This window comes from Ruegeria sp. SATB027 (genome assembly GCF_059613825.1).
Window position 1 is genome coordinate 36,066 of the sequence record NZ_JBXWTH010000042.1, and the last position, 18,150, is coordinate 54,215.

Consider the following 18,150-nt stretch of genomic DNA (forward strand, 5'->3'; position numbering starts at 1 on the left):
GCGGGTTGCAGGCCCTTGCTTTAGGTCGGATGATCACCCTCAGACTAGGTTGAGAGAGCGTTCATGCATCGCAAACCCACAACTTTGGAAGAATGGAAATCGACCCTGATTGCGGCATTGGGGCTGGTTCTGACAAGTTTTCTTGCCTGGTTCGGGCTGTCGCGTCTGAACGAAACCGCTGCAGGTGACATGATCGGAACAATCGCGTCGGTTGGCCTGCTGATCTGGCTGGTGTCGCAATCCTGGTACTACATGACACAGGTGAAATCGCCGCGACGGCTTTTGTTCCTGATGGGCGTGTCATTCATCCAGGTCGTCCCGTTCCTGTTCGCCGCCGTCTACGGGGCATTTGGGTACAATGACAACTGTGTCGTCGGGGCGCAGGGTCCGGGGGATGTCCTGTATTTTTCATATGTCACCTTCACCACGGTCGGGTATGGCGACATGTTCCCGACCGGCCTGTGTCGCGGGCTTGCCGTGTCCGAGGCTGTGACCGGTTACATTCTGCTGGGTATGTTTGTTGCGGCTGCGGTTGCGCTTTATACCCGCAATCATGCGCCAGAAGACCCTAAGTAAGGGTTATCTATTGTGATCAATCCAGCGGGACATCATTTTCTTGTCCCGAAAACACTCGGACGGGATCGGGCGGCGCTTGCTGCGTGAGATCCGTTCGGCGAATGCCACCTGCTTGCCCGTCGGGTAATCGTCGAATTGCGAGGTGCCGCGCGGTTTGTGGGCTGAAATCCAGTCGGACAACAACTGCCTGTCGCGCTGCGCCTCGACCGGAATCTCAAGCGCTGATTTCTCGGCAATGGCGCGCGCATATCGCATCTGCCGGTCTGTTACCGGAAGCAGATGGTAGTCGTTGTTTGGCCCGTTCAGTGCCACGTGGCGCATGTGCTGGGTCATCGGTTTGTCCTCTGACTATGTGGAACATATATAGAACATTAACCAAAAATTTCAAGGTTTGTGAGCGATGGCAGGCGTTATCTTGCCGCTTGGATGATTTTATTGACTGGCCAGTCAATAACCTTTAGGGCCGATTCCAAACGACCAAATGCCCCGTCCGGACGGGGTCGAGCGAAAAGGACACGGTATGAAGTTTCAGCCCAAGGCCAGCCATTTCATCGACGGCGCCTATGTCGAGGATACCGATGGCACGGCCATTGACGTGATCTACCCCGCAACCGGCGAGGTGATAGCCCGCCTGCATTCGGCGACACCGGCGATTGTGGAAAAGGCTTTGAACAGCGCGAAAACCGCTCAGGCAGCCTGGGCCGCACTGACCGGAACAGAACGCGGCCGCATTCTGCGCCGCGCGGCTGACATAATGCGCGACCGCAATTATGACCTGTCGGTTATGGAAACCCATGACACCGGCAAACCGATTCAGGAAACTACGGTGGCAGATGCCACATCAGGTGCGGATGCGCTGGAATATTTCGGCGGGTTGGCCGCCTCTCTGACCGGCGAGCATATTCCGCTGGGCGGTGGCGATTTCGTTTACACCATCCGTCAGGCGCTGGGCGTTTGCGTCGGCATCGGGGCGTGGAATTATCCCACGCAGATTGCCTGCTGGAAAGGTGCCCCGGCGCTGGCCTGCGGCAATACGATGGTCTTCAAGCCTTCGGAAACCACGCCTCTTTCGGCGTTGAAAGTGGCCGAGATTCTTGTCGAGGCCGGTGCGCCCAAGGGTGTCTACAACGTGATTCAGGGCTATGGCGACGTAGGCGCCGCGCTGGTCACCGATCCGCGTGTGGCCAAGGTCTCGCTGACCGGATCGGTGCCGACAGGCCGCAAGGTTTATGCCGCGGCAGCTGACGGTATGAAGCACGTGACCATGGAACTGGGCGGCAAATCTCCGATGATCGTCTTTGACGATGCTGACATCGAAAACGCGGTGTCCGGCGCGATCCTTGGCAACTTCTATTCATCGGGCCAGGTCTGTTCCAACGGTACCCGCGTCTTTGTGCAAAAAGGTATCAAGGATGCCTTCCTGAAACGCCTGTCCGAACGTCTGGCCAACGCCAAAATCGGTGATCCGATGGACGAGGACGTCAGCTTTGGCCCGATGGTCAGCGAAAACCAGTTGAACATCGCGCTGAACTATGTCGACAAAGCCAGGGCCGAGGGCGCAAGGCTGGTCTTCGGCGGCAACCGGATCGAAGGCGACGGTTTCTACATGCAGCCAACCGTTTTTGCGGATGTGACCGATGACATGACCATCGCGCGCGAGGAAATTTTTGGCCCCGTCATGTCGGTGCTGGATTTCGACACGGAATCCGAGGTCATGGCCCGTGCCAATAACACTGAATTTGGTCTGGCCGCAGGCGTGTTCACCAATGACCTGACCCGCGCGCACCGTGTTGTGGCCGGGTTCGAGGCGGGAACCTGTTATATCAATACCTATAACCTTGCCCCGGTCGAAGCCCCGTTTGGGGGATCGAAAATGTCGGGTGTCGGGCGCGAGAATTCGAAGCTGGCGATCAACCATTTTTCGGAAATGAAAACGGTCTACGTTTCCATGAATGACGTCGAAGCCCCTTACTAGGGTCTTTTCTTCGTTCGTTTTCCTCTGTTCCCGACATTTGGCGTCGGGAACAGAGTACAAGCCCGCCCTTACCTGTGGCTGACTTTCCTGTACCGGCCCCGCCCGACAGGAGAGCTCTCATGACGCATAACCCGCAGACAAATACATTTTCCAGGGTTGCCGATTTCACGCTGACCCGCGCGGCCTCGGACATGCCTGAAAGCGCACTAGAGGCTGCGGCGCTGATGATGCTCGACACGATGGGGATCCTGATCGCATCCGGCCCGATGCAGGCAGGCGTGATCGCGCGGGACACGGCGGCATTGCTTTATGCCAACACGGATCCTGCATATGGCGCACGGATGCTGTTCGATGGCCGTACCGTCAGCATAGCGGGTGCCGCCTATGCCGCCGCCACGCAGACCGACAATCTGGATGGTCACGACGGATACAACCCCACCAAGGGCCATATCGGGGTGGTTGTGTTGCCAACGCTGACCGCACTGGCCGAACATTGCCCGAACCTGACCGGACCCGAGGCTTTGGCGGCGGTCGTTACCGGGTACGAGGTGGCCGGGCGCGCGGGCCTATCGCTGCACGCCAGTGTCAGCGATTACCACACATCCGGTGCCTGGAACGCGCTGGGCGTGGTTGCGATGGCGGCGCGCCTGCGCGGATTATCTGCCGACCAGATGCGGCAGGCGATGGGAATTGCCGAATATCACGGTCCACGCAGCCAGATGATGCGCGAGATTGCCAACCCCACAATGCTGCATGACGGGTCGGGCTGGGGGGCGATGGTGGGGCTGTCCGCCGCTGTTCTGGCCGAACGCGGCTTTACCGGCGCGCCCGCCATCACCATCGAGGCGGAAGAGGTCACACCCTACTGGGAGGATCTGGGAACCTTTTGGCAGGTCGAACATCAATACGTGAAACCCTATCCGATCTGTCGCTGGGCCCATGCCGCGATTGATGGCGTGCGCGCTGTCATGATCGCGCATGACCTAACTAGCGCGCAGATCGAAACTTTGCATATCAACAGCTTTCATCAGGCGGCCTGCCTTTTTGCGGAACTGCCCGAAACAACCTCGCAAGCGCAGTATTCCCTGCCATTTGCCGTGGCAGTTCAGGCCGTTTACGGGCGCATCGGCGTTGAACATATCTCAGGGTCTGGCCTGTCTGATCCTGCGGTCGCCAATCTGATGTCCCGCATCACGGTCGCGGAAAGCGAACACCACAGCGCCCGGTTTCCCGAAGGGCGCTGGGCAGACGTCACGATCACGACAACGGGTGGCCTTGTTCTGAAATCCGGGGATATTCATGCCCGCGGCGGCCCCGAGGCCCCCATGTCACGGGACGATGTCATCGCCAAGTATACGCAGTTTGCGGCCCCCGTGCTTGGACAAGATCGTGCCGACCGCATCCGTCAAGTGATACTTAGTTGGCCGGACAAAAGCGCGCGGTATGCAGACCTGACACCGCTGATTTTTGATCCACCAGAACCGTGAACCGCGCCCCGACCCGCCTGCAACGATCCGGGCAACTGGACCGGTTGGCTGTGAAACCTCACTCCACCCTGACCGTGTTCAGCATTTCGACGATCCTCTGCCGCGTTGCCAGACTGTCCTCCAGCAGGCTTCCCGCATCCGCCAACGGCTTGCCTGACACGCGAACCGGCGGGGCCAAAAGGGCCTCGGAGGTTTGGTTGAGGCTTGCGTACTTTCCGTCAGAGGGCCCAATCCTTTCCTCCGGTAACCCGGCCAGCCATAGGTATCGGTTTGCTTCTTCCTGTTGCCCGCGGCTCTGCATGAGTTCGGCCACCGCCGCATAGTCCTGCACCTTGTCCAACGCCTGCGCCTGCAGGACGAGCGCCTCGTCCGAGGTATCATTGGCCAGCTCAAGCATGGCCTGTTGCGGGCGGTCCGACAGCAACGCCGCACGGGCGCGCAGACGGGCACGCTCTGACCGCCGGGCCTGATCTTCAGGCCTGTTTGTCAGCGCAACGGCCTGATCGGCAAAGCCAAGCACGGCCAGGCGTTCGGCAAGTGTAATCGCGGTATCCGTGGATAGCGCCGCCGCCCGACCCGACTGCTGCACCAATGTGACCTGACGCAAAAAGGTAAGGTCGTCTGAGCGCTCTGCCAGCAATTGCAGGTGACGGTTGAAAGCGCTGTTGCTGTCCGAACCGTCTGGCAAAGACTGGATCACATCGAATGCGCTGTCGAAATCCTGGCTCAGACCCAGGGCAATCGCATGGGTGCGGTTCATCATCGGGCCCAGTTCAGATCGCCGGAACTCGATCGCGTAAGACGCGGCCAGTTCAAGTTCCTTGGAGGACACAGTCTTGCGGTCGGACCATCGCTTTTCCACCAGCCGCGCCAAAGCCACCGGCGCCTCGGACTTGGCCCCGGCCGAGGTCGTGACCTCGGTCAGCAGCGCCTCTTCAAGGGCGCTGTCGCCTTCGGCTTCGGCGACGCCAGCCCGGGCCAGCGAGACGTTCGGGGACGGCTTCTGTTCAACCCGGTCGACCGAACGCATGATCCTGCGCGCGGCCTCCAGTTCCTGCGCGTCTGTCAGGATATCCGAAAGTCGCGCGCCAAGGTGGCGGCGAAGATGCTCTGGCAGCTTTGCAAAGCTGTGTTCGATGGCTTCAAGATGTGCATCAGGTGCCAGCTTTCCCTCAGATAGCACGGCCCAAAGTGCGACGTCGCTGTTGCACCGTTGCTGGCCCCTGAATGGATTTGAAACCTGTGCTGGCCGCTCATCCACCAGCCGTGCAATCCCTTCAACACGTCCAGCCTCATCAGGTGGGGGGGGCAATAACTGCAAAACCTTCAGCGCCTCGGCCCCAAAGCCGTTATAGGCATAGAGCTTCGCCAGCTTCAGCGCGCTTTCCGCGTCAAGACGGTCGAACTCTTTGTATAGGGCGGTGCGCAAGGCGGACACCTGCTCTGGAAACGGGCGCGTCCCGGACCATGTCGTGAAGCCCAGTTCAGCCGTTGAGATACAAACCGGGTTGTTATCGATCTGCTGCAAACCAGAGTTCAGAATGTCCTGCAGATCATCCAGAACCGAGGTCACGCGGATGTTCGATGTCAATCCGGGTAACAGCGTCACGGCCTCGGACGAGGCAGAACGGCGCGGTCCGACAGGTGCCAAATTCAGGTCCAGCAGCTCACGATCCGCCCCTTGCACCAGACGGGTCGACAACTGATCCCTGATCCCGTGCGTCTTCCCGGTCAGAAGCGGCAGGTCCAGCTGTGAAAGAAGCTTGTGTTCCGCGGGAGAAGCTTTCGGCGCTGCCGGTTTTTTTCGGGTCGGCGGAGGGATTTCCGCAAGCAAGGGCGGCAGGGCTATTGCTGGTGCAATGTCCAAAACGATCATCGAGTTTCGAAACAGGAACGCCGACGCCGTGCAGGCGCACCCGAATTCCAGCTCAAGCGCACTACCGGGTTGCGCCTGCGACAGCGCGGCCAGCCGATCTGATGTCAACCGCCCGAACACCGAACCCGTCCGAAATGTGACACCCTTCAGGTCAATTGCCAGCTTGGCGCCGTTCTTGCGTTGGCTCAGAACCCAGCCCGTATCCGGTGGAACGGTGAAAACCAGCCGGGTGTAGCCCTCATGTTCACCGGACCGCACAGTCACCTCTTCAGAGGTTGCGGCCGTTGCAAGCGTGATCAACGCTGCAACCAGTATCGCGGTTTGCCTCATGCCGCGGCCCGTTTGAGCTCTTTCAACGCATCCTCAAGCTCAGAGAAATCAGGGCGGTTATGCGTTGGTGTGTTCTGGCGTCCGACCTCAATGCACATGGCAGCATTGTGGTTGTGCAGGTTTGCAACCAGAACTTCCTTGATCAGCTGATAGAAGTGATTGTCTTCCTCGACAACGGATTTCAGCTTGGCCGCAAAGGGACCAACCAGACCGTAGGCCAGAAAGACACCCAGAAACGTACCCACAAGGGCGCCGCCGATCAGTTTTCCCAGAACTTCCGGTGGCTGATCAATGGACCCCATTGTCTTGATTACCCCCAGAACGGCGGCGACAATTCCAAGTGCGGGCAGGCCGTCGGCCACGGTTTGCAAGGCGTGGCTCGAATGCAGGGCATGGTGGAAATTCGCTTCCATCCGTTTCTCCAGAACCTCTTCGACCTGATGCGGATCGTCGTAATTCATCGCCGCGGACCGCATCGTGTCGCAAATCAGATCAACCGCTTCCTTGTCGGCCTGAATTCTGGGGTAGGACGAAAACAGGTCCGAGCTGCCGGGGTCTTCGATATGCTGTTCCACCTCTACCGGATTGGCGCGGGCAATGCGGATGAGGGAAAACAGCAGGCACAACAGGTCGCGGTAATCCTCGGGCTTCCATTTCGGGCCTTTAAAGACCTTCCCCATGTCCTTGATCGTGTGTTTCACGCCGCCGATGTCGTTGCTGATCAAAAAGGCACCAACAGCGGCACCACCGATCATCATCATTTCAAACGGAAGCGACTTTAGAATGATGGTCATCTTGCCGCCAGCGGCCAGATAGCCGCCGAAGACCATCACGAAAATGACGACAATTCCAACAATTCCAATCATCTGAGATCTCCGGCTATGTGTGTTGCAACCGCGGGGAACACGGGCGACTATTCCTGAGGGGCCGAGGCGTTTCGGCCCGCCATGACAACGCTGATCGTATAGGCCGCTTCGGGGCTGAGCCCCGCCAGAACCCCGGCTGCCGCATCCGGTGACATGCGTGACAGAAACCCGGCGGCAAAGGTCGGGTCCATGGTTTCGAACAGCGCAGCCGCGTCTTTCGGCTTCATGTTCTGATAGACATCGGTCAGGCGCGTCAGGTCGTTTTCCGCCGCCCTGTCCGCCAGCGCCAGAGTGGTGCGCAACGACTCCTCGGCCTCCTCAAGCGCGGCCATGCGCATCTCGATAGCCTGACCCGCGATTTCCAGAGCGTTTTCCCGCTCGCGCAGCATGTCTTCCTTTTGTTTGACACGCTCTTCCCGGCGCAGAAGCTCGGTCAGCAGAACCTGCATGTCACGGGTGTCGGACGGGGCGGGTTCATCGTGTTCCGCCTCAGGTTTGGCTGGTTTGGCAAAGGCGGGTCCGGCTTCCAGCCCGATGCGGATAGCGGCCGAGCCGATCATCAGCAATGAGATCACGGCAAGCACCCCTCCGCGGGGCCGCGCGTTGGGAGTGTTGATCCGCGGGCGGCTCATGCCTGCGCCTCGCCTTGCTTGCGGTCATGCCGGAAAAACATCAACCCTTCAGGTGCGCGTGCCTGTTCTTGGGGCGCAGCGGATTCGCTGGCCGGCGGCTCGGGTTTGTCTTCGTGCTTCACGCTCTCCGGAACTTCGGTGATGGTGCTTGTCTCTGAAACCTTTGCCTCGGGTTGGGGATCAGTGTTTTTTTCGGGCACGACGTCGTGCATTGACGCCATCATGAGTTCCAGCCGCTGTGCCACCGTTTCGGCGCGCCCCGTCAGCGCCTTAAGCTGGTCGCCTGACTGATCAGAGGCGTTGCGCGCATCATCCAGTGATTTCCGCAACTCTTCCGCTTGGGTCGACAGCACCGCCACCGCGCCGCCGACGCCCTTTTCAAGATCGGCAAAACGCTTGAGACGGCGCGACAGCACAAAACAATACAGACCCGCACCCATGGCGCCGGCGACCAGCAAAATATCCGCAATCAGCTCCAATTTCGCCTCCTAGTTCAGAACATATTCCATCACCAGCACGTCGCGCACGCGACCTTCGCCAACGACAATCTCGATGCGGCGCAGCAGGTGGCCCCGGATGCGCATCAACGCCAGTGAATCCTCAAGATCCTTCAATTCGACGGCCCGCAGATACCCGTTCAGGACATCCATGATTCGCGGTCGCATTTTTTCCACGTCAGTCATGTACGGGGCGTTAACCTCAAGCTGTGCGTGAAACTTCAGATGCCGCGCGCCGCCGGAATTCACCGAAACGATCACCGGCGGCAAATCGAGAAAGGCAACATCCGCCAATGCCTTGGCCGGTTCTTCCTTTTCCAAGTCATGGCTTTCCGCCTTCTCGGCCTTGTTCCCCAGCGGCAGCAGCCCGGATGAGGTCAGGAAATACCCACCGGCGGCACCGGCGATGGCCAGAATCACCCCGACGATCATTCCTTTTTTCCCCTTCTTTTCCGAGGTTTCCGCCTGTTCAGCCGTTGCGTCGGTCATGACGTCCTCATTCCTGTGTTCTGTCCTGTCATAACCTTGCAGGGACTAACCGATTGTTAAGGGCAATCGTCCAAACAGAGGATACGCCGGGCAGAATGTCGGCGAGTCGGAGGTGAGCGTGCAGCAGATCGGAACTGTCTGGGCAAGTTTGGACAGGCGTAAACAAATCGTCGTTGCCGGTGCGGTTGTGCTGGTGTTTCTCGGGATCCTCGGAATGTCGCGCCTTGCGACAGCGCCTTCGATGACCCTGCTTTACGCGGGTCTGGAAAGCGGGGCCGCCGGGGATATCGTGCGCGCGCTGGATCAGCGTGGCGTGGCCTACGAGATTCGGGGCGGATCAATTTACGTCTCGGGCGCACAGCGGGACGAGCTGCGGATGACTTTGGCCAGCGAAGGCCTGCCTGCCAACGGCACCAAGGGCTACGAACTGCTTGATTCGCTGAACGGTTTCGGCACCACTTCCCAGATGTTTGATGCCGCCTACTGGCGCGCGAAAGAGGGTGAACTGGCGCGCACAATTGTGGGCAGCCCGCATGTCAGCCAGGCCCGCGTTCATATCGCCAATGGCTCTGCCAATCCGTTTCAGCGCAGCGTCGCACCGACGGCTTCGGTCTATCTGGTGCCCTCGGGGGGCGAGATCACCGGCGATCAGGCCAAGGCTATCCGGTTTCTTGTCGCCTCGGCCGTTAGTGGTCTGTCACCTGAAAGCGTGACAGTGATCGATTCGAACGGGTCCGTGATTGGCGGGCAGGACACCGCCGTGGCCGCCGATACGGCAGATGACAAAGCCCGGCAGTTGCGGGAACGGGTTCTGCGTCTGGTCGAAGCACGCGTTGGTACGGGAAATGCCGTTGTCGAGGTTTCTGTCGATACTGAAACCAGGACAGAATCCCTGCGTGAGCGGCGCTTTGACCCCAAGGGCAGGGTGGCGATCAGTACAGATGTCGAGGAACGCTCCGACAGCGCGCGCAACCAGTCAGCCGATGTCACCGTGGCCTCAAACCTGCCCGACGGCGATGGCGCGGGGGGGGACGAATCGAATTCGACCGCGACCCAGACACGTGAGAGGGTGAATTACGAGGTTTCCGAAACCGAGCTGGAGGTGCACACCGCCCCCGGTGCGATCAAACGCCTGACGGTTGCCGTTCTGGTCAACGGAACGCGGGCGGTGGATGCCTCGGGCGCTGAATCCTTCACACCGCTGCCGCAGACGGAACTCGACGCACTTGAAGAGCTGGTGGCCTCGGCTGTGGGATTTGACGCCGCGCGCGGGGATGTCATCACTCTGAAATCGCTGGATTTACCGACGGTCGCGCCACAAGGCACGCTGGTTTCCTCTTCGCTTTGGCAAAACATCCATCTGGACGCCATGTCACTGATCCAGATGGCAGCGTTGGCGCTGGTGTCGCTGGTGCTGGCGTTGTTCGTGATCCGTCCGATCCTGATGAAACCTGCGATGGTCCCGGCGCTGTTGCCAGCTGCGGAGGGTAGGGCTCCGCCCCCGTCGGTCCTGACCGGTGAAATCGCGGCGGACGGAACGGCAGAGTTCACGCCGCTGCCCCAACAAGGGACCGTTCCCGTGCTTGGGGTCAGTGCCATCGGGGACCCGGTTGATCGGTTGCGCGCAATGATCGGCGACAAGCAGGAAGAAACGGTCGAGATCCTGCGCAGTTGGCTTGAAGAAGGTGAGGAGCGCGTGTGATGTCCATCGCTCATCTGCTTGAGGATTTCACCACCCGGACCAGCGCCGGAGCCGTTCTGTATCTGGACGAGGAAGCGCTTGAGGAACAACGCCTTGCCGCGTTCGAAAGCGGGTACGGCGCGGGGTGGGAAGACGCCGCGCAGGCGCAGGAACAGAACCGCGGCCGCGTTTCGGCTGAACTGGCGGGTTCGCTTGAGGATATGTCCTTCACCTATCACGAGGCGCTTAACCGGATGACATTGTCTCTGGAACCGATGTTCGAAAGCCTGGTTCAGACCGTATTGCCTGACATGGTCGAACGCGGGCTGGCCGCCCGGATCGTCGAACAGCTTTGCGAGATGGCGCGCGTCGAAATCGAACAACCGATGCAGATCATGGTGCCGGAAAGGTGCGCGCAAGCCGTGCAATCCCTGCTGCCGCAGACCCTGAACTCCGCACCGCGCGTCATCGAAGACCCTGGCCTGGCCCCCGGACAGGCGCGATTGCAGGTCGGCACAAGCCGGCGTGAGATTGATTGCGCGGCCCTGCTGTCCACCATTGAACAGGCATTTGACGCATACGTCTTTGAGGCAAGAAAGGCTTTGTCCAATGAATGACACCCAGTTCCCGAAAACCGAAAAACCCAATCCTTTCGAAACGGTTCCGATTGAAGTGACCGTTTCGGTTGGCCGCGCCCGCCCGTTGATCCGGGACTTGCTGAACATGGGTGAGAACGCGGTTCTGACCCTGGACAAGCGGATCGAGGACCCGGTCGACCTTTATGTCGGGGATCAGCTGGTGGCACGCGGGGTGCTTGAGGAGATGGAGGGCGATCAGGCTGGGCAACTGGCCGTGCGCCTGACCGAGATTGCGGATCTGCAAAACGGAATCGGCTGATGCGCTATGTGATCTGGCTGGGTCTGGCTGTAGTGGTGTCACTGCCGTCGTTGGCGGCGGCTCAGGATGTGACCCTGTCGCTGGGCGAAGGCGGTTCGATCTCGGCCCGCACCATCCAGCTGATCCTGTTGATCACGGTGCTCAGCGTTGCTCCGGGTCTGGCGATCATGATCACCTGTTTCCCGTTTTTGATCACCGTTCTGTCGATCCTGCGGCAGGGTGTCGGCCTGCAGCAATCGCCGCCGAATATGCTTTTGGTCAGTCTTGCGCTGTTTCTGACCTATTTCATCATGGACCCGGTGTTCACCGAGGCCTGGACCGCAGGAATACGCCCGATGATGGAAGAAACCATGGCGGTCGAGCCCGCGCTGGAACGCGCGTTAGAGCCTTTTCGCGGCTTCATGGCCAACCGGCTGGATTCAGATACGTTTTATGCAATGGCGGCCCTGCGCCCCGGTGGTGACGCGATCAAGCTGTCCGCCCAGGCCCCGTTATCGGTGTTGATGCCCTCTTTCATGCTGTCCGAGATCGCGCGTGCCTTTCAGATCGGGTTCCTGATCTTCCTGCCCTTTCTGATCATCGATCTTGTGGTTGCAGCGGTGTTGATGTCGATGGGCATGATGATGGTGCCACCTGCCATCGTGTCACTGCCGTTCAAGCTGGCGTTTTTCGTGATCGCTGACGGGTGGGCCTTGATCGCAGGCGCGCTGGTGCGCAGCTACATGCCCTAGATCTCTCCAAAGGGACCCTCACGAAAAAGGGCCAGACAAGCCTAGCCCTTCAGATTTGCACAGAAAACGCGTTTTCCGAGCTCATTTGCGCCGGAAACGGCTTAACCCGTCTTTTTCAGGTCCGTGATCAGCTGATTCAGGTTGCCTTTGCGGGCATCCAGCATTGCGCCAATCTCGGTGCGTTCGGTCAGCAACAGATTCACGCCTTCGATGAACATGTTGTAGAACTTGTCGCGGCCGGATTTGTCGGAAACAAGGAACGTCACATCGAACGGGGCTGATCCGCGCAGCTTGACCATCGTGCGAACCTCGAACCCGGCCTTGATCTTGCGGGCATTGCGAACATCGACCTCACCGCCGATGAACTCGCGGAAACGGCGGCCGTATTTGCGCGAGATATAACCCTGAAAGGCAGCGGTGAACTGTTTCAGCTGGGTCGGGCTGGCTGAGCGGGCATCCGCACCCAGCGCATAGCGCGCCATGATCGGCACGTCGGCATATTGAGCGAAGATCTTTTCGAAATCGCGCAGCATCGCTTTTTCGGACTTGCCCGACTCGATCACCCGGTTGATGTCGGTAACCACGCTGGTCACAAGCGCCTTGGCGGCGGCCTCGGTCTGGGAAAAGGCAGGTACGGGTAGCACTGCCAGCGCCAGCCCGGTTGCGATAAAATGACGGCGGTTCAACGCGTTATTCGGCATAGGGGTCCTCGTAGGGGTCAAGATAGGGGTCCCTGACCGGGTCCGTCCCGGTTTCGGCATAGGGGTCAGAATACAAGTCCAGATAGGCGTCTTCATCATCTCTTGCCAGTTCGAAGCGGCGGTTTTGCAGATAGATCAGGCGGGCCTGCGCATAGCTGTCGGCACTTTCGTAAAGAATGGAATCGACAGTATCCGAGAACCGGCCCCGATCCCCCATGCGCCGCACGATTTCGGCGTAGACGCCAAGGTTGTCGGCGGGTCGGGTCGGGCTGAAATTGATCGGGTTCGAGAACAGGTTGACCACAACCCCAATTGCATCCCTTTGGGTTGACGGGCCATAGAATGGCAGCTCGATATAAGCGCCTTCACCCACTCCCCAGACATGCAGGGTCTCACCGAAATCCGTGTCCACCGGTGGCAGGTTCAGCTCATCAGCGGGCGAAGACAGGCCAAAGCCACCTACGGTCATGTTGATCACAAAGCGCAGCAGGGCGTTGCCCATCTGTTTCGGGTTGCCCTGAAGCAGGTAGTCAACCGCTTGACCGGGCAGCGAGATGTTTTCGGCAAAAGTGCTGAAACTGGTGACCATCGGGTCAGGAACGATTTTGACATAGCCTTTCGAGGCCGGCCGGAACAGAAACCGGTCAACACCCAGATTGAACTTGTGAATTCCCCGGTTCGCATTTTCATACGGATCAAACACGTCACTGCGCGAGGCACCCTCGGGTGGCGTGGTTGCACAGGCGGACACAACGGCCATGAGCGACAGTAAAACAAGGTGTTTCAGGCGAAATCTGCTCGACACGATCTTTGTCTCTCCTAAATGGCCCGGCATATGCGCCTGCCGGACATTCAATCAATAATCCACCAAAATCCACGTGCCGGAGCGGCACAAGTTGCAGTCACATAGTCGTTTCAGGTCTTAAATGAAACACCTTGCGTGTAACCTGTTCATCACGGTGGGGTAAAGTGACCGTCGATCAACAGTGAATTTTCAGTAAAGATACGCTCAGATCGCAGGAAGGCCGAAATTTGCCGGTTTCCGTCTTTCCCAATCCGTGCTTCCCGGTTAGCGTCCCGCAGAGTTGAATTTAGGGAAGGACCCTCGCAATGAGCATCGCTGCCAAACTTGAAAGCCTCGGTGTAACGCTGGAAGAAGCGCCCGCGCCTGCGGCTAACTATGTGCCTTTCGTGCGTGTCGGCAATATCCTGTATGTATCCGGCCAGATCTCGAAGACTGATAAGCTGATCACCGGTAAACTAGGCGATGACTTGGATGTCGAAGCCGGAGCTGCGGCGGCGCGCGTCTGCGCGATCAACCTGCTGGCACAGGTCAAGGCGGCCTGCGGCGGAGATATCGAAAAGCTGGTCCGCGTGATCAAACTGACCGGATTCGTGAACTCGACCGCTGATTTCACGGCACAGCCGCAGGTGATCAACGGCGCGTCAGATTTTCTGGTCGAGGCGCTGGGCGATGCCGGTCGCCACTCGCGTTCCGCCGTCAGCGCGGCGTCGCTTCCGCTGGGTGTTGCGGTCGAGATCGAAGGCATTTTCGAAATCGAATGACGCCGCCCCTACCAGATGTGTTTTTGCAGGCCCCGATTGCGCATCGGGCGCTGCATGACATTACCAAGAACCGCCCGGAAAACAGCCGAGCGGCCATTCGTGCTGCGATTGAAGCTGGATACGGGATCGAGATCGATCTTCAGCTGACATCGGATGACCAGGCAATGGTCTTTCACGATTATGACATGACCCGCCTGACCGGGCAGTCGGGGCCCATTCAGCAGGTCACGGCACTTGCCGCCTCTGGCACGCCGCTGTTGCATGGGGAAGAAGGCATTCCGACACTGGATGATGTGCTGGACATTGTCGCGGGCCGGGTGCCGTTGCTGATCGAATTAAAGGATCAGGACGGGGCGATGGGCACGAATGTGGGCGCGCTTGAACGCGACACGGTACGCGCGTTGCAGGATTACAAAGGCCCGGTGGCTCTGATGTCCTTCAATCCCAACTCGGTCGCTGAACTGGCGCGGCTGGCGCCGCATCTGCCGCGCGGGATCACGACCTGCGCCTATGAACCCAGTGTCGAGCTTTTGCCGCAAAGCGTCTGCGATCACCTGCGCGATATCCCGGATTTCGACCGTGTCGGCGCCAGTTTCATCAGCCACGAAGCCGCAGACCTGTCGCGCCCCCGCGTGGCGGAACTCAAGGCGCGGGGCGTGCCGATCCTGTGTTGGACAATCCGGTCGCCCGAACAAGAGGCAGAAGCCCGCAAGGTTGCCGACAATGTGACCTTCGAAGGCTATTTGGCTGCGCATTCGACTTGAACCCCCTTCGTGCGGTCACAGATAAAGGACAGGCGCGGAGGACATATGGATCAGGCACAGATCGAGATTCAGGTACTGGGCGCTCTGTCGCAGATTTCAGAGGCAGAGTGGGATGCCTGCGCCTGCCCCGAAGCTGCCGATGGCGGGCGGCCGTTTGATCCCTTTACCACACATCGCTTTTTGCTTGCGCTGGAGGACAGCGGCTCGGTCGGGCGTGGCACCGGCTGGCAGCCGCAATACCTGACCGCCTATCTTGACGGGATGCTGATCGCGGCGGCCCCGATGTATGCCAAATCGCACAGCCAGGGTGAATATATCTTCGATCACAGCTGGGCCCATGCCTATGAAAGCGCGGGCGGGCGGTATTACCCCAAACTGCAAATCGCGGTGCCGTTCACCCCGGCAACCGGGCGGCGGTTTCTGGTGCGTCCGGGCTATGAACGGATCGGCATGTCGGCGCTGGTTCAGGGGGCGGTGCAGCTTGCAGCTGACAACCGGGTCTCGTCCCTTCACGCGACCTTCTGTACCGAAGACGAAGCCCTTGCTGGCAAACTGATGGGCCTGATGCTGCGCCGATCGCAGCAGTTTCACTGGCTGAACGATAACTATTCAGATTTCGACGACTTCTTGAGAGCGCTGTCGTCGCGCAAGCGCAAAACTATCCGGAAAGAACGCGCGCAGGCCTGTGGGTTTGGCGGCGAGATCCACACTCTGATCGGTGACCAGCTGCGCCCCGAACACTGGGACGCGTTCTGGCGGTTCTATCAGGACACCGGATCGCGCAAATGGGGCTCACCCTACCTGACGCGGCAGTTCTTTGATATTGCTCAGGACACGATGGCAGATGACATGGCCCTTGTGATGGCAGAACGGAATGGCTTTCCCATTGCGGGTGCGTTGAACTTTATCGGCCGGGAAACCCTTTTTGGGCGCTATTGGGGCTGCATCGAACATCATCCCTGCCTGCATTTCGAACTGTGCTATTATAGGGCAATCGACTTTGCCATTGCCCAAGGTCTGGCCCGGGTCGAGGCAGGCGCACAGGGCGAACACAAGCTGGCGCGAGGGTACCTGCCAACACGCACGCATAGCTTGCATTGGGTCGGCGATCCAGGTTTTGCTGATGCGGTCAAGAAATATCTGGACGCCGAAGGCCACGCAGTGGAAGAAGAGATCGAGATTCTGACGGATTACGGCCCGTTCAGGAAATCGAACCCGGAGGAACAGCAATGACCGAACTCTTGTCGACCGAAACCCGTGGCCCGCTGCTGGATCCGCTGTTCAAAAACGGTTGGACCATGGTTGAAGGCCGCGATGCGATCACCAAGACCTTCATTTTCGACAATTTTGTCCATGCCTTCGGCTGGATGACACAGGTGGCAATCTGGGCCGAGAAGTGGAACCATCACCCCGAATGGTTCAATGTCTACCGCACGGTCGAGGTTGTCTTGTCGACCCATGATGTGGGCGGCCTGTCCTCGCTGGATGCCAAACTGGCCCGCAAGATGGACAGTCTGTGTTAGCGGTCGTTGCGGCCTGACCCTTCACCGCCAGCCAGCGATGCGGCAGTGCCCATCTTCCGGAACTCGGCAGGCGTGACAGTGCCGTCGCTGACGTCAATCGCCCTTGGAATACCCGTGGTCTTGTTTCCGATCTGGCGCACACTGCGCGCGGCCGGGTTGATATCCAGACACTTGGTTTCATAGCAGGTCAGGCCAGACAGGTTGATCTGAATGCGGGCCTGCCCGTCCGGGCCTGTCACCAACGGGGCCTGCGGCACGTCACAGGCCGCAACCAGCGCCAGCGCTGTCAAACCGAGCCATTTGTTCATCTCATGCTCCTGCCATTAATCAAGCTGACCATTCCCGTCCTGATCCGCAGACTGGAAATCCGCGCCCATCTGGGTGTCAAATTCAGGTCTTGAGATTACGTTGTCGCCGTTTCGGTCAGCGTTGCGGAACAGTTTGATGTCCATGAACGGTTTGGCCTCGGCCTGACCCAGAGTACCGTTCCTGTCTTCGTCCATTGCCTGAAAGGCATAATCCGAGAAAGCATCGAACTCGTCTTTGGACAGGAACCCGTCATTGTTGGCGTCGATGGCCTTCAACTCGTTTTCGTGCAGTTCAGCCACGCTTTCGGCGTGACCCGAACCGGCCAAAGCCACCATGAATACCACCAGGCTTAACTGTTTCATATCGACCTCCTCAGCACGCGAATCTCTGACCTTCGATGCCGCCAGCGGCAGCGCCCGCCGCGGTCAGGATCGTCTTGCCCGATCCGCCACCGAACTGGTTGCCGATCGCGCCCCCGATAAGCGCCCCGCCCAACGTTCCACCCAGACAGGCGATTTCGTGCTGGCGTGCGGCTTGCTGTTGCGGGGTTGGGGCCGGTCCGCAGGCCGCCAAAAGGGCCGCGCCGGACAGTAATAGGAAGAACGCGTTAAGTTTCATGAAAAAACTCCCCGTATGAATAGGCCAAGTATTCGCGCTCTGGGGCGGTGCTTCAAGTTAAATTGGCGGCGAAAGGCCCCGGTCGGACCGGGGCCGATCAAAATCAGATCACATCCAGCAGGCCTTCTCCGGCGGAAATTTCGCAGGCGCCGGGGTTTTCTTCCATATTCAGCACCGTGACTTTGCCATCCTCGACCAGCATTGCATATCGCTTGGACCGCGCAAAAAGCCCCACGGGCGGCGCGTCGAAATCCATGCCGACGGCCTTGGTGAACTCTGCCGCCGCGTCCGATACCATGGTCAGCCCCGCCTCGGTCGCGCCAGTGGACTGCCCCCACGCCTGCATCACAAACGGATCATTGACCGAAAGGCACAGAATCTCGTCCACGCCCTTGGCGTCAAACTGTTTCTTCGTGCGGATAAAACTGGGCACATGGGCGGTCGTGCAGGTGCCGGTATAGGCCCCCGGCACGGCAAAGATCACCACCTTGCGGCCTTTGGTCTTGTCTGAAATCCGCACCTCTTCCGGCCCGTTCGCACCCATCTGGATCAGCGTTGCTTCGGGCAGGGTATCTCCTGTTGAAATCATTTTTCAGCTCCTGTCGTTTGGATTTGCAGAATTGGGCTTAGCC

The 18,150-nt window shown here is 59.3% G+C and carries 23 protein-coding genes; 11 read left to right on the forward strand and 12 right to left on the reverse strand.

From position 1 onward, the window contains the following. The first annotated feature begins 63 nt into the window (after nt 1-63). Complete coding sequence (locus tag AC2FPW_RS12205) at nt 64-576, forward strand: potassium channel family protein (protein ID WP_480586873.1); 513 nt, start codon at nt 64-66, stop codon at nt 574-576. A gap of 3 nt (nt 577-579) precedes the next feature. On the opposite strand, the gene AC2FPW_RS12210 is transcribed toward AC2FPW_RS12205, so the two are convergent. Then, nucleotides 580-909, reverse strand: a complete 330-nt coding sequence (locus tag AC2FPW_RS12210) for a hypothetical protein (RefSeq protein ID WP_496813918.1) — start codon at nt 907-909, stop codon at nt 580-582. Nucleotides 910-1,096: 187 nt separating this feature from the next. Here AC2FPW_RS12210 and betB point away from each other — a divergent pair, with 187 nt between their 5' ends. Together betB and AC2FPW_RS12220 are read left to right on the forward strand one after the other, a co-directional pair. Further along, the gene (gene betB, locus AC2FPW_RS12215) at nt 1,097-2,551 is read left to right on the forward strand and encodes a betaine-aldehyde dehydrogenase (RefSeq protein WP_496813919.1); all 1,455 of its coding nucleotides are present in this window, start codon (nt 1,097-1,099) and stop codon (nt 2,549-2,551) included. A gap of 119 nt (nt 2,552-2,670) precedes the next feature. Then, a complete protein-coding gene (locus AC2FPW_RS12220; protein WP_496813920.1) occupies nt 2,671-4,038 on the forward strand; it encodes an MmgE/PrpD family protein in 1,368 nt (455 codons plus the stop codon). Nucleotides 4,039-4,096: 58 nt separating this feature from the next. Here the strand turns inward: AC2FPW_RS12220 and AC2FPW_RS12225 are convergent, their stop codons facing one another. From AC2FPW_RS12225 to AC2FPW_RS12245, 5 genes are read right to left on the reverse strand one after another with little or no spacing between them, the layout of a single operon-like run. Further along, nucleotides 4,097-6,244 carry a hypothetical protein gene (locus AC2FPW_RS12225; protein ID WP_496813922.1) on the reverse strand — a complete coding sequence of 716 codons (2,148 nt, stop codon included), beginning with the start codon at nt 6,242-6,244 and terminating at the stop codon, nt 4,097-4,099. Continuing rightward, complete coding sequence (gene motA / locus AC2FPW_RS12230) at nt 6,241-7,110, reverse strand: flagellar motor stator protein MotA (protein ID WP_480484555.1); 870 nt, start codon at nt 7,108-7,110, stop codon at nt 6,241-6,243. The genes AC2FPW_RS12225 and motA overlap by 4 nt, the downstream gene beginning before the upstream one ends. A gap of 47 nt (nt 7,111-7,157) precedes the next feature. Beyond that, on the reverse strand, nt 7,158-7,742 hold the full coding sequence (locus tag AC2FPW_RS12235) for a MotE family protein (RefSeq protein WP_480554364.1): 585 nt from the start codon (nt 7,740-7,742) through the stop codon (nt 7,158-7,160). Further along, nucleotides 7,739-8,221 (reverse strand): hypothetical protein, encoded by a 483-nt coding sequence (locus AC2FPW_RS12240; RefSeq protein ID WP_496813923.1) that lies wholly within the window; start codon nt 8,219-8,221, stop codon nt 7,739-7,741. Before AC2FPW_RS12240 ends, AC2FPW_RS12235 begins: the two co-directional genes overlap by 4 nt. Before the next feature lie 9 nt (nt 8,222-8,230). Next, entirely contained in the window at nt 8,231-8,728 is a 498-nt protein-coding gene (locus tag AC2FPW_RS12245) for a flagellar basal body-associated FliL family protein (protein ID WP_496813925.1), read from the reverse strand. Nucleotides 8,729-8,846: 118 nt separating this feature from the next. Here AC2FPW_RS12245 and fliF point away from each other — a divergent pair, with 118 nt between their 5' ends. The 4 genes from fliF to fliP are packed head-to-tail and all read left to right on the forward strand — an operon-like array spanning nt 8,847 to nt 12,037. Beyond that, nucleotides 8,847-10,430 (forward strand): flagellar basal-body MS-ring/collar protein FliF, encoded by a 1,584-nt coding sequence (gene fliF / locus AC2FPW_RS12250; RefSeq protein ID WP_267364615.1) that lies wholly within the window; start codon nt 8,847-8,849, stop codon nt 10,428-10,430. Then, complete coding sequence (locus AC2FPW_RS12255) at nt 10,430-11,026, forward strand: FliH/SctL family protein (RefSeq protein WP_496813927.1); 597 nt, start codon at nt 10,430-10,432, stop codon at nt 11,024-11,026. Before fliF ends, AC2FPW_RS12255 begins: the two co-directional genes overlap by 1 nt. Further along, nucleotides 11,019-11,306: a FliM/FliN family flagellar motor switch protein gene (locus AC2FPW_RS12260; RefSeq protein ID WP_267364617.1), complete on the forward strand. Its 288-nt coding sequence runs from the start codon at nt 11,019-11,021 to the stop codon at nt 11,304-11,306. Before AC2FPW_RS12255 ends, AC2FPW_RS12260 begins: the two co-directional genes overlap by 8 nt. Next, nucleotides 11,306-12,037: a flagellar type III secretion system pore protein FliP gene (gene fliP, locus AC2FPW_RS12265; RefSeq protein ID WP_496813929.1), complete on the forward strand. Its 732-nt coding sequence runs from the start codon at nt 11,306-11,308 to the stop codon at nt 12,035-12,037. Before AC2FPW_RS12260 ends, fliP begins: the two co-directional genes overlap by 1 nt. Before the next feature lie 101 nt (nt 12,038-12,138). On the opposite strand, the gene AC2FPW_RS12270 is transcribed toward fliP, so the two are convergent. After that, nucleotides 12,139-12,738 carry an MlaC/ttg2D family ABC transporter substrate-binding protein gene (locus AC2FPW_RS12270; protein WP_496813930.1) on the reverse strand — a complete coding sequence of 200 codons (600 nt, stop codon included), beginning with the start codon at nt 12,736-12,738 and terminating at the stop codon, nt 12,139-12,141. Continuing rightward, nucleotides 12,728-13,498 carry an MlaA family lipoprotein gene (locus AC2FPW_RS12275; RefSeq protein WP_267364637.1) on the reverse strand — a complete coding sequence of 257 codons (771 nt, stop codon included), beginning with the start codon at nt 13,496-13,498 and terminating at the stop codon, nt 12,728-12,730. Before AC2FPW_RS12275 ends, AC2FPW_RS12270 begins: the two co-directional genes overlap by 11 nt. 350 nt (nt 13,499-13,848) lie before the next feature. Between AC2FPW_RS12275 and AC2FPW_RS12280 the strand changes: the two genes are divergently transcribed. Genes AC2FPW_RS12280 through AC2FPW_RS12295 form a run of 4 tightly spaced genes read left to right on the forward strand, consistent with a single transcriptional unit; the run spans nt 13,849 to nt 16,591 of the window. Further along, complete coding sequence (locus AC2FPW_RS12280; protein WP_209505131.1) at nt 13,849-14,304, forward strand: RidA family protein; 456 nt, start codon at nt 13,849-13,851, stop codon at nt 14,302-14,304. After that, nucleotides 14,301-15,068, forward strand: a complete 768-nt coding sequence (locus AC2FPW_RS12285) for a glycerophosphodiester phosphodiesterase family protein (RefSeq protein WP_496813932.1) — start codon at nt 14,301-14,303, stop codon at nt 15,066-15,068. Before AC2FPW_RS12280 ends, AC2FPW_RS12285 begins: the two co-directional genes overlap by 4 nt. Nucleotides 15,069-15,113: 45 nt before the next feature. Continuing rightward, nucleotides 15,114-16,301 (forward strand): GNAT family N-acetyltransferase, encoded by a 1,188-nt coding sequence (locus AC2FPW_RS12290; protein WP_496813933.1) that lies wholly within the window; start codon nt 15,114-15,116, stop codon nt 16,299-16,301. Continuing rightward, nucleotides 16,298-16,591, forward strand: coding sequence for a 4a-hydroxytetrahydrobiopterin dehydratase (locus tag AC2FPW_RS12295; RefSeq protein ID WP_209505128.1), 294 nt, complete (start codon nt 16,298-16,300; stop codon nt 16,589-16,591). Before AC2FPW_RS12290 ends, AC2FPW_RS12295 begins: the two co-directional genes overlap by 4 nt. Here the strand turns inward: AC2FPW_RS12295 and AC2FPW_RS12300 are convergent. From AC2FPW_RS12300 to AC2FPW_RS12315, 4 genes are all read right to left on the reverse strand, one after another. Then, nucleotides 16,588-16,899, reverse strand: coding sequence for a hypothetical protein (locus AC2FPW_RS12300; RefSeq protein ID WP_496813934.1), 312 nt, complete (start codon nt 16,897-16,899; stop codon nt 16,588-16,590). The two genes, AC2FPW_RS12295 and AC2FPW_RS12300, sit on opposite strands and share 4 nt — an antisense overlap. 15 nt (nt 16,900-16,914) lie before the next feature. After that, nucleotides 16,915-17,262, reverse strand: coding sequence for an EF-hand domain-containing protein (locus AC2FPW_RS12305; RefSeq protein ID WP_209598445.1), 348 nt, complete (start codon nt 17,260-17,262; stop codon nt 16,915-16,917). A gap of 10 nt (nt 17,263-17,272) precedes the next feature. Continuing rightward, nucleotides 17,273-17,518: a YMGG-like glycine zipper-containing protein gene (locus AC2FPW_RS12310; protein ID WP_480773090.1), complete on the reverse strand. Its 246-nt coding sequence runs from the start codon at nt 17,516-17,518 to the stop codon at nt 17,273-17,275. Nucleotides 17,519-17,621: 103 nt separating this feature from the next. After that, complete coding sequence (locus tag AC2FPW_RS12315) at nt 17,622-18,107, reverse strand: peroxiredoxin (RefSeq protein ID WP_496813935.1); 486 nt, start codon at nt 18,105-18,107, stop codon at nt 17,622-17,624. Between the last annotated feature and the right edge of the window lie 43 nt (nt 18,108-18,150).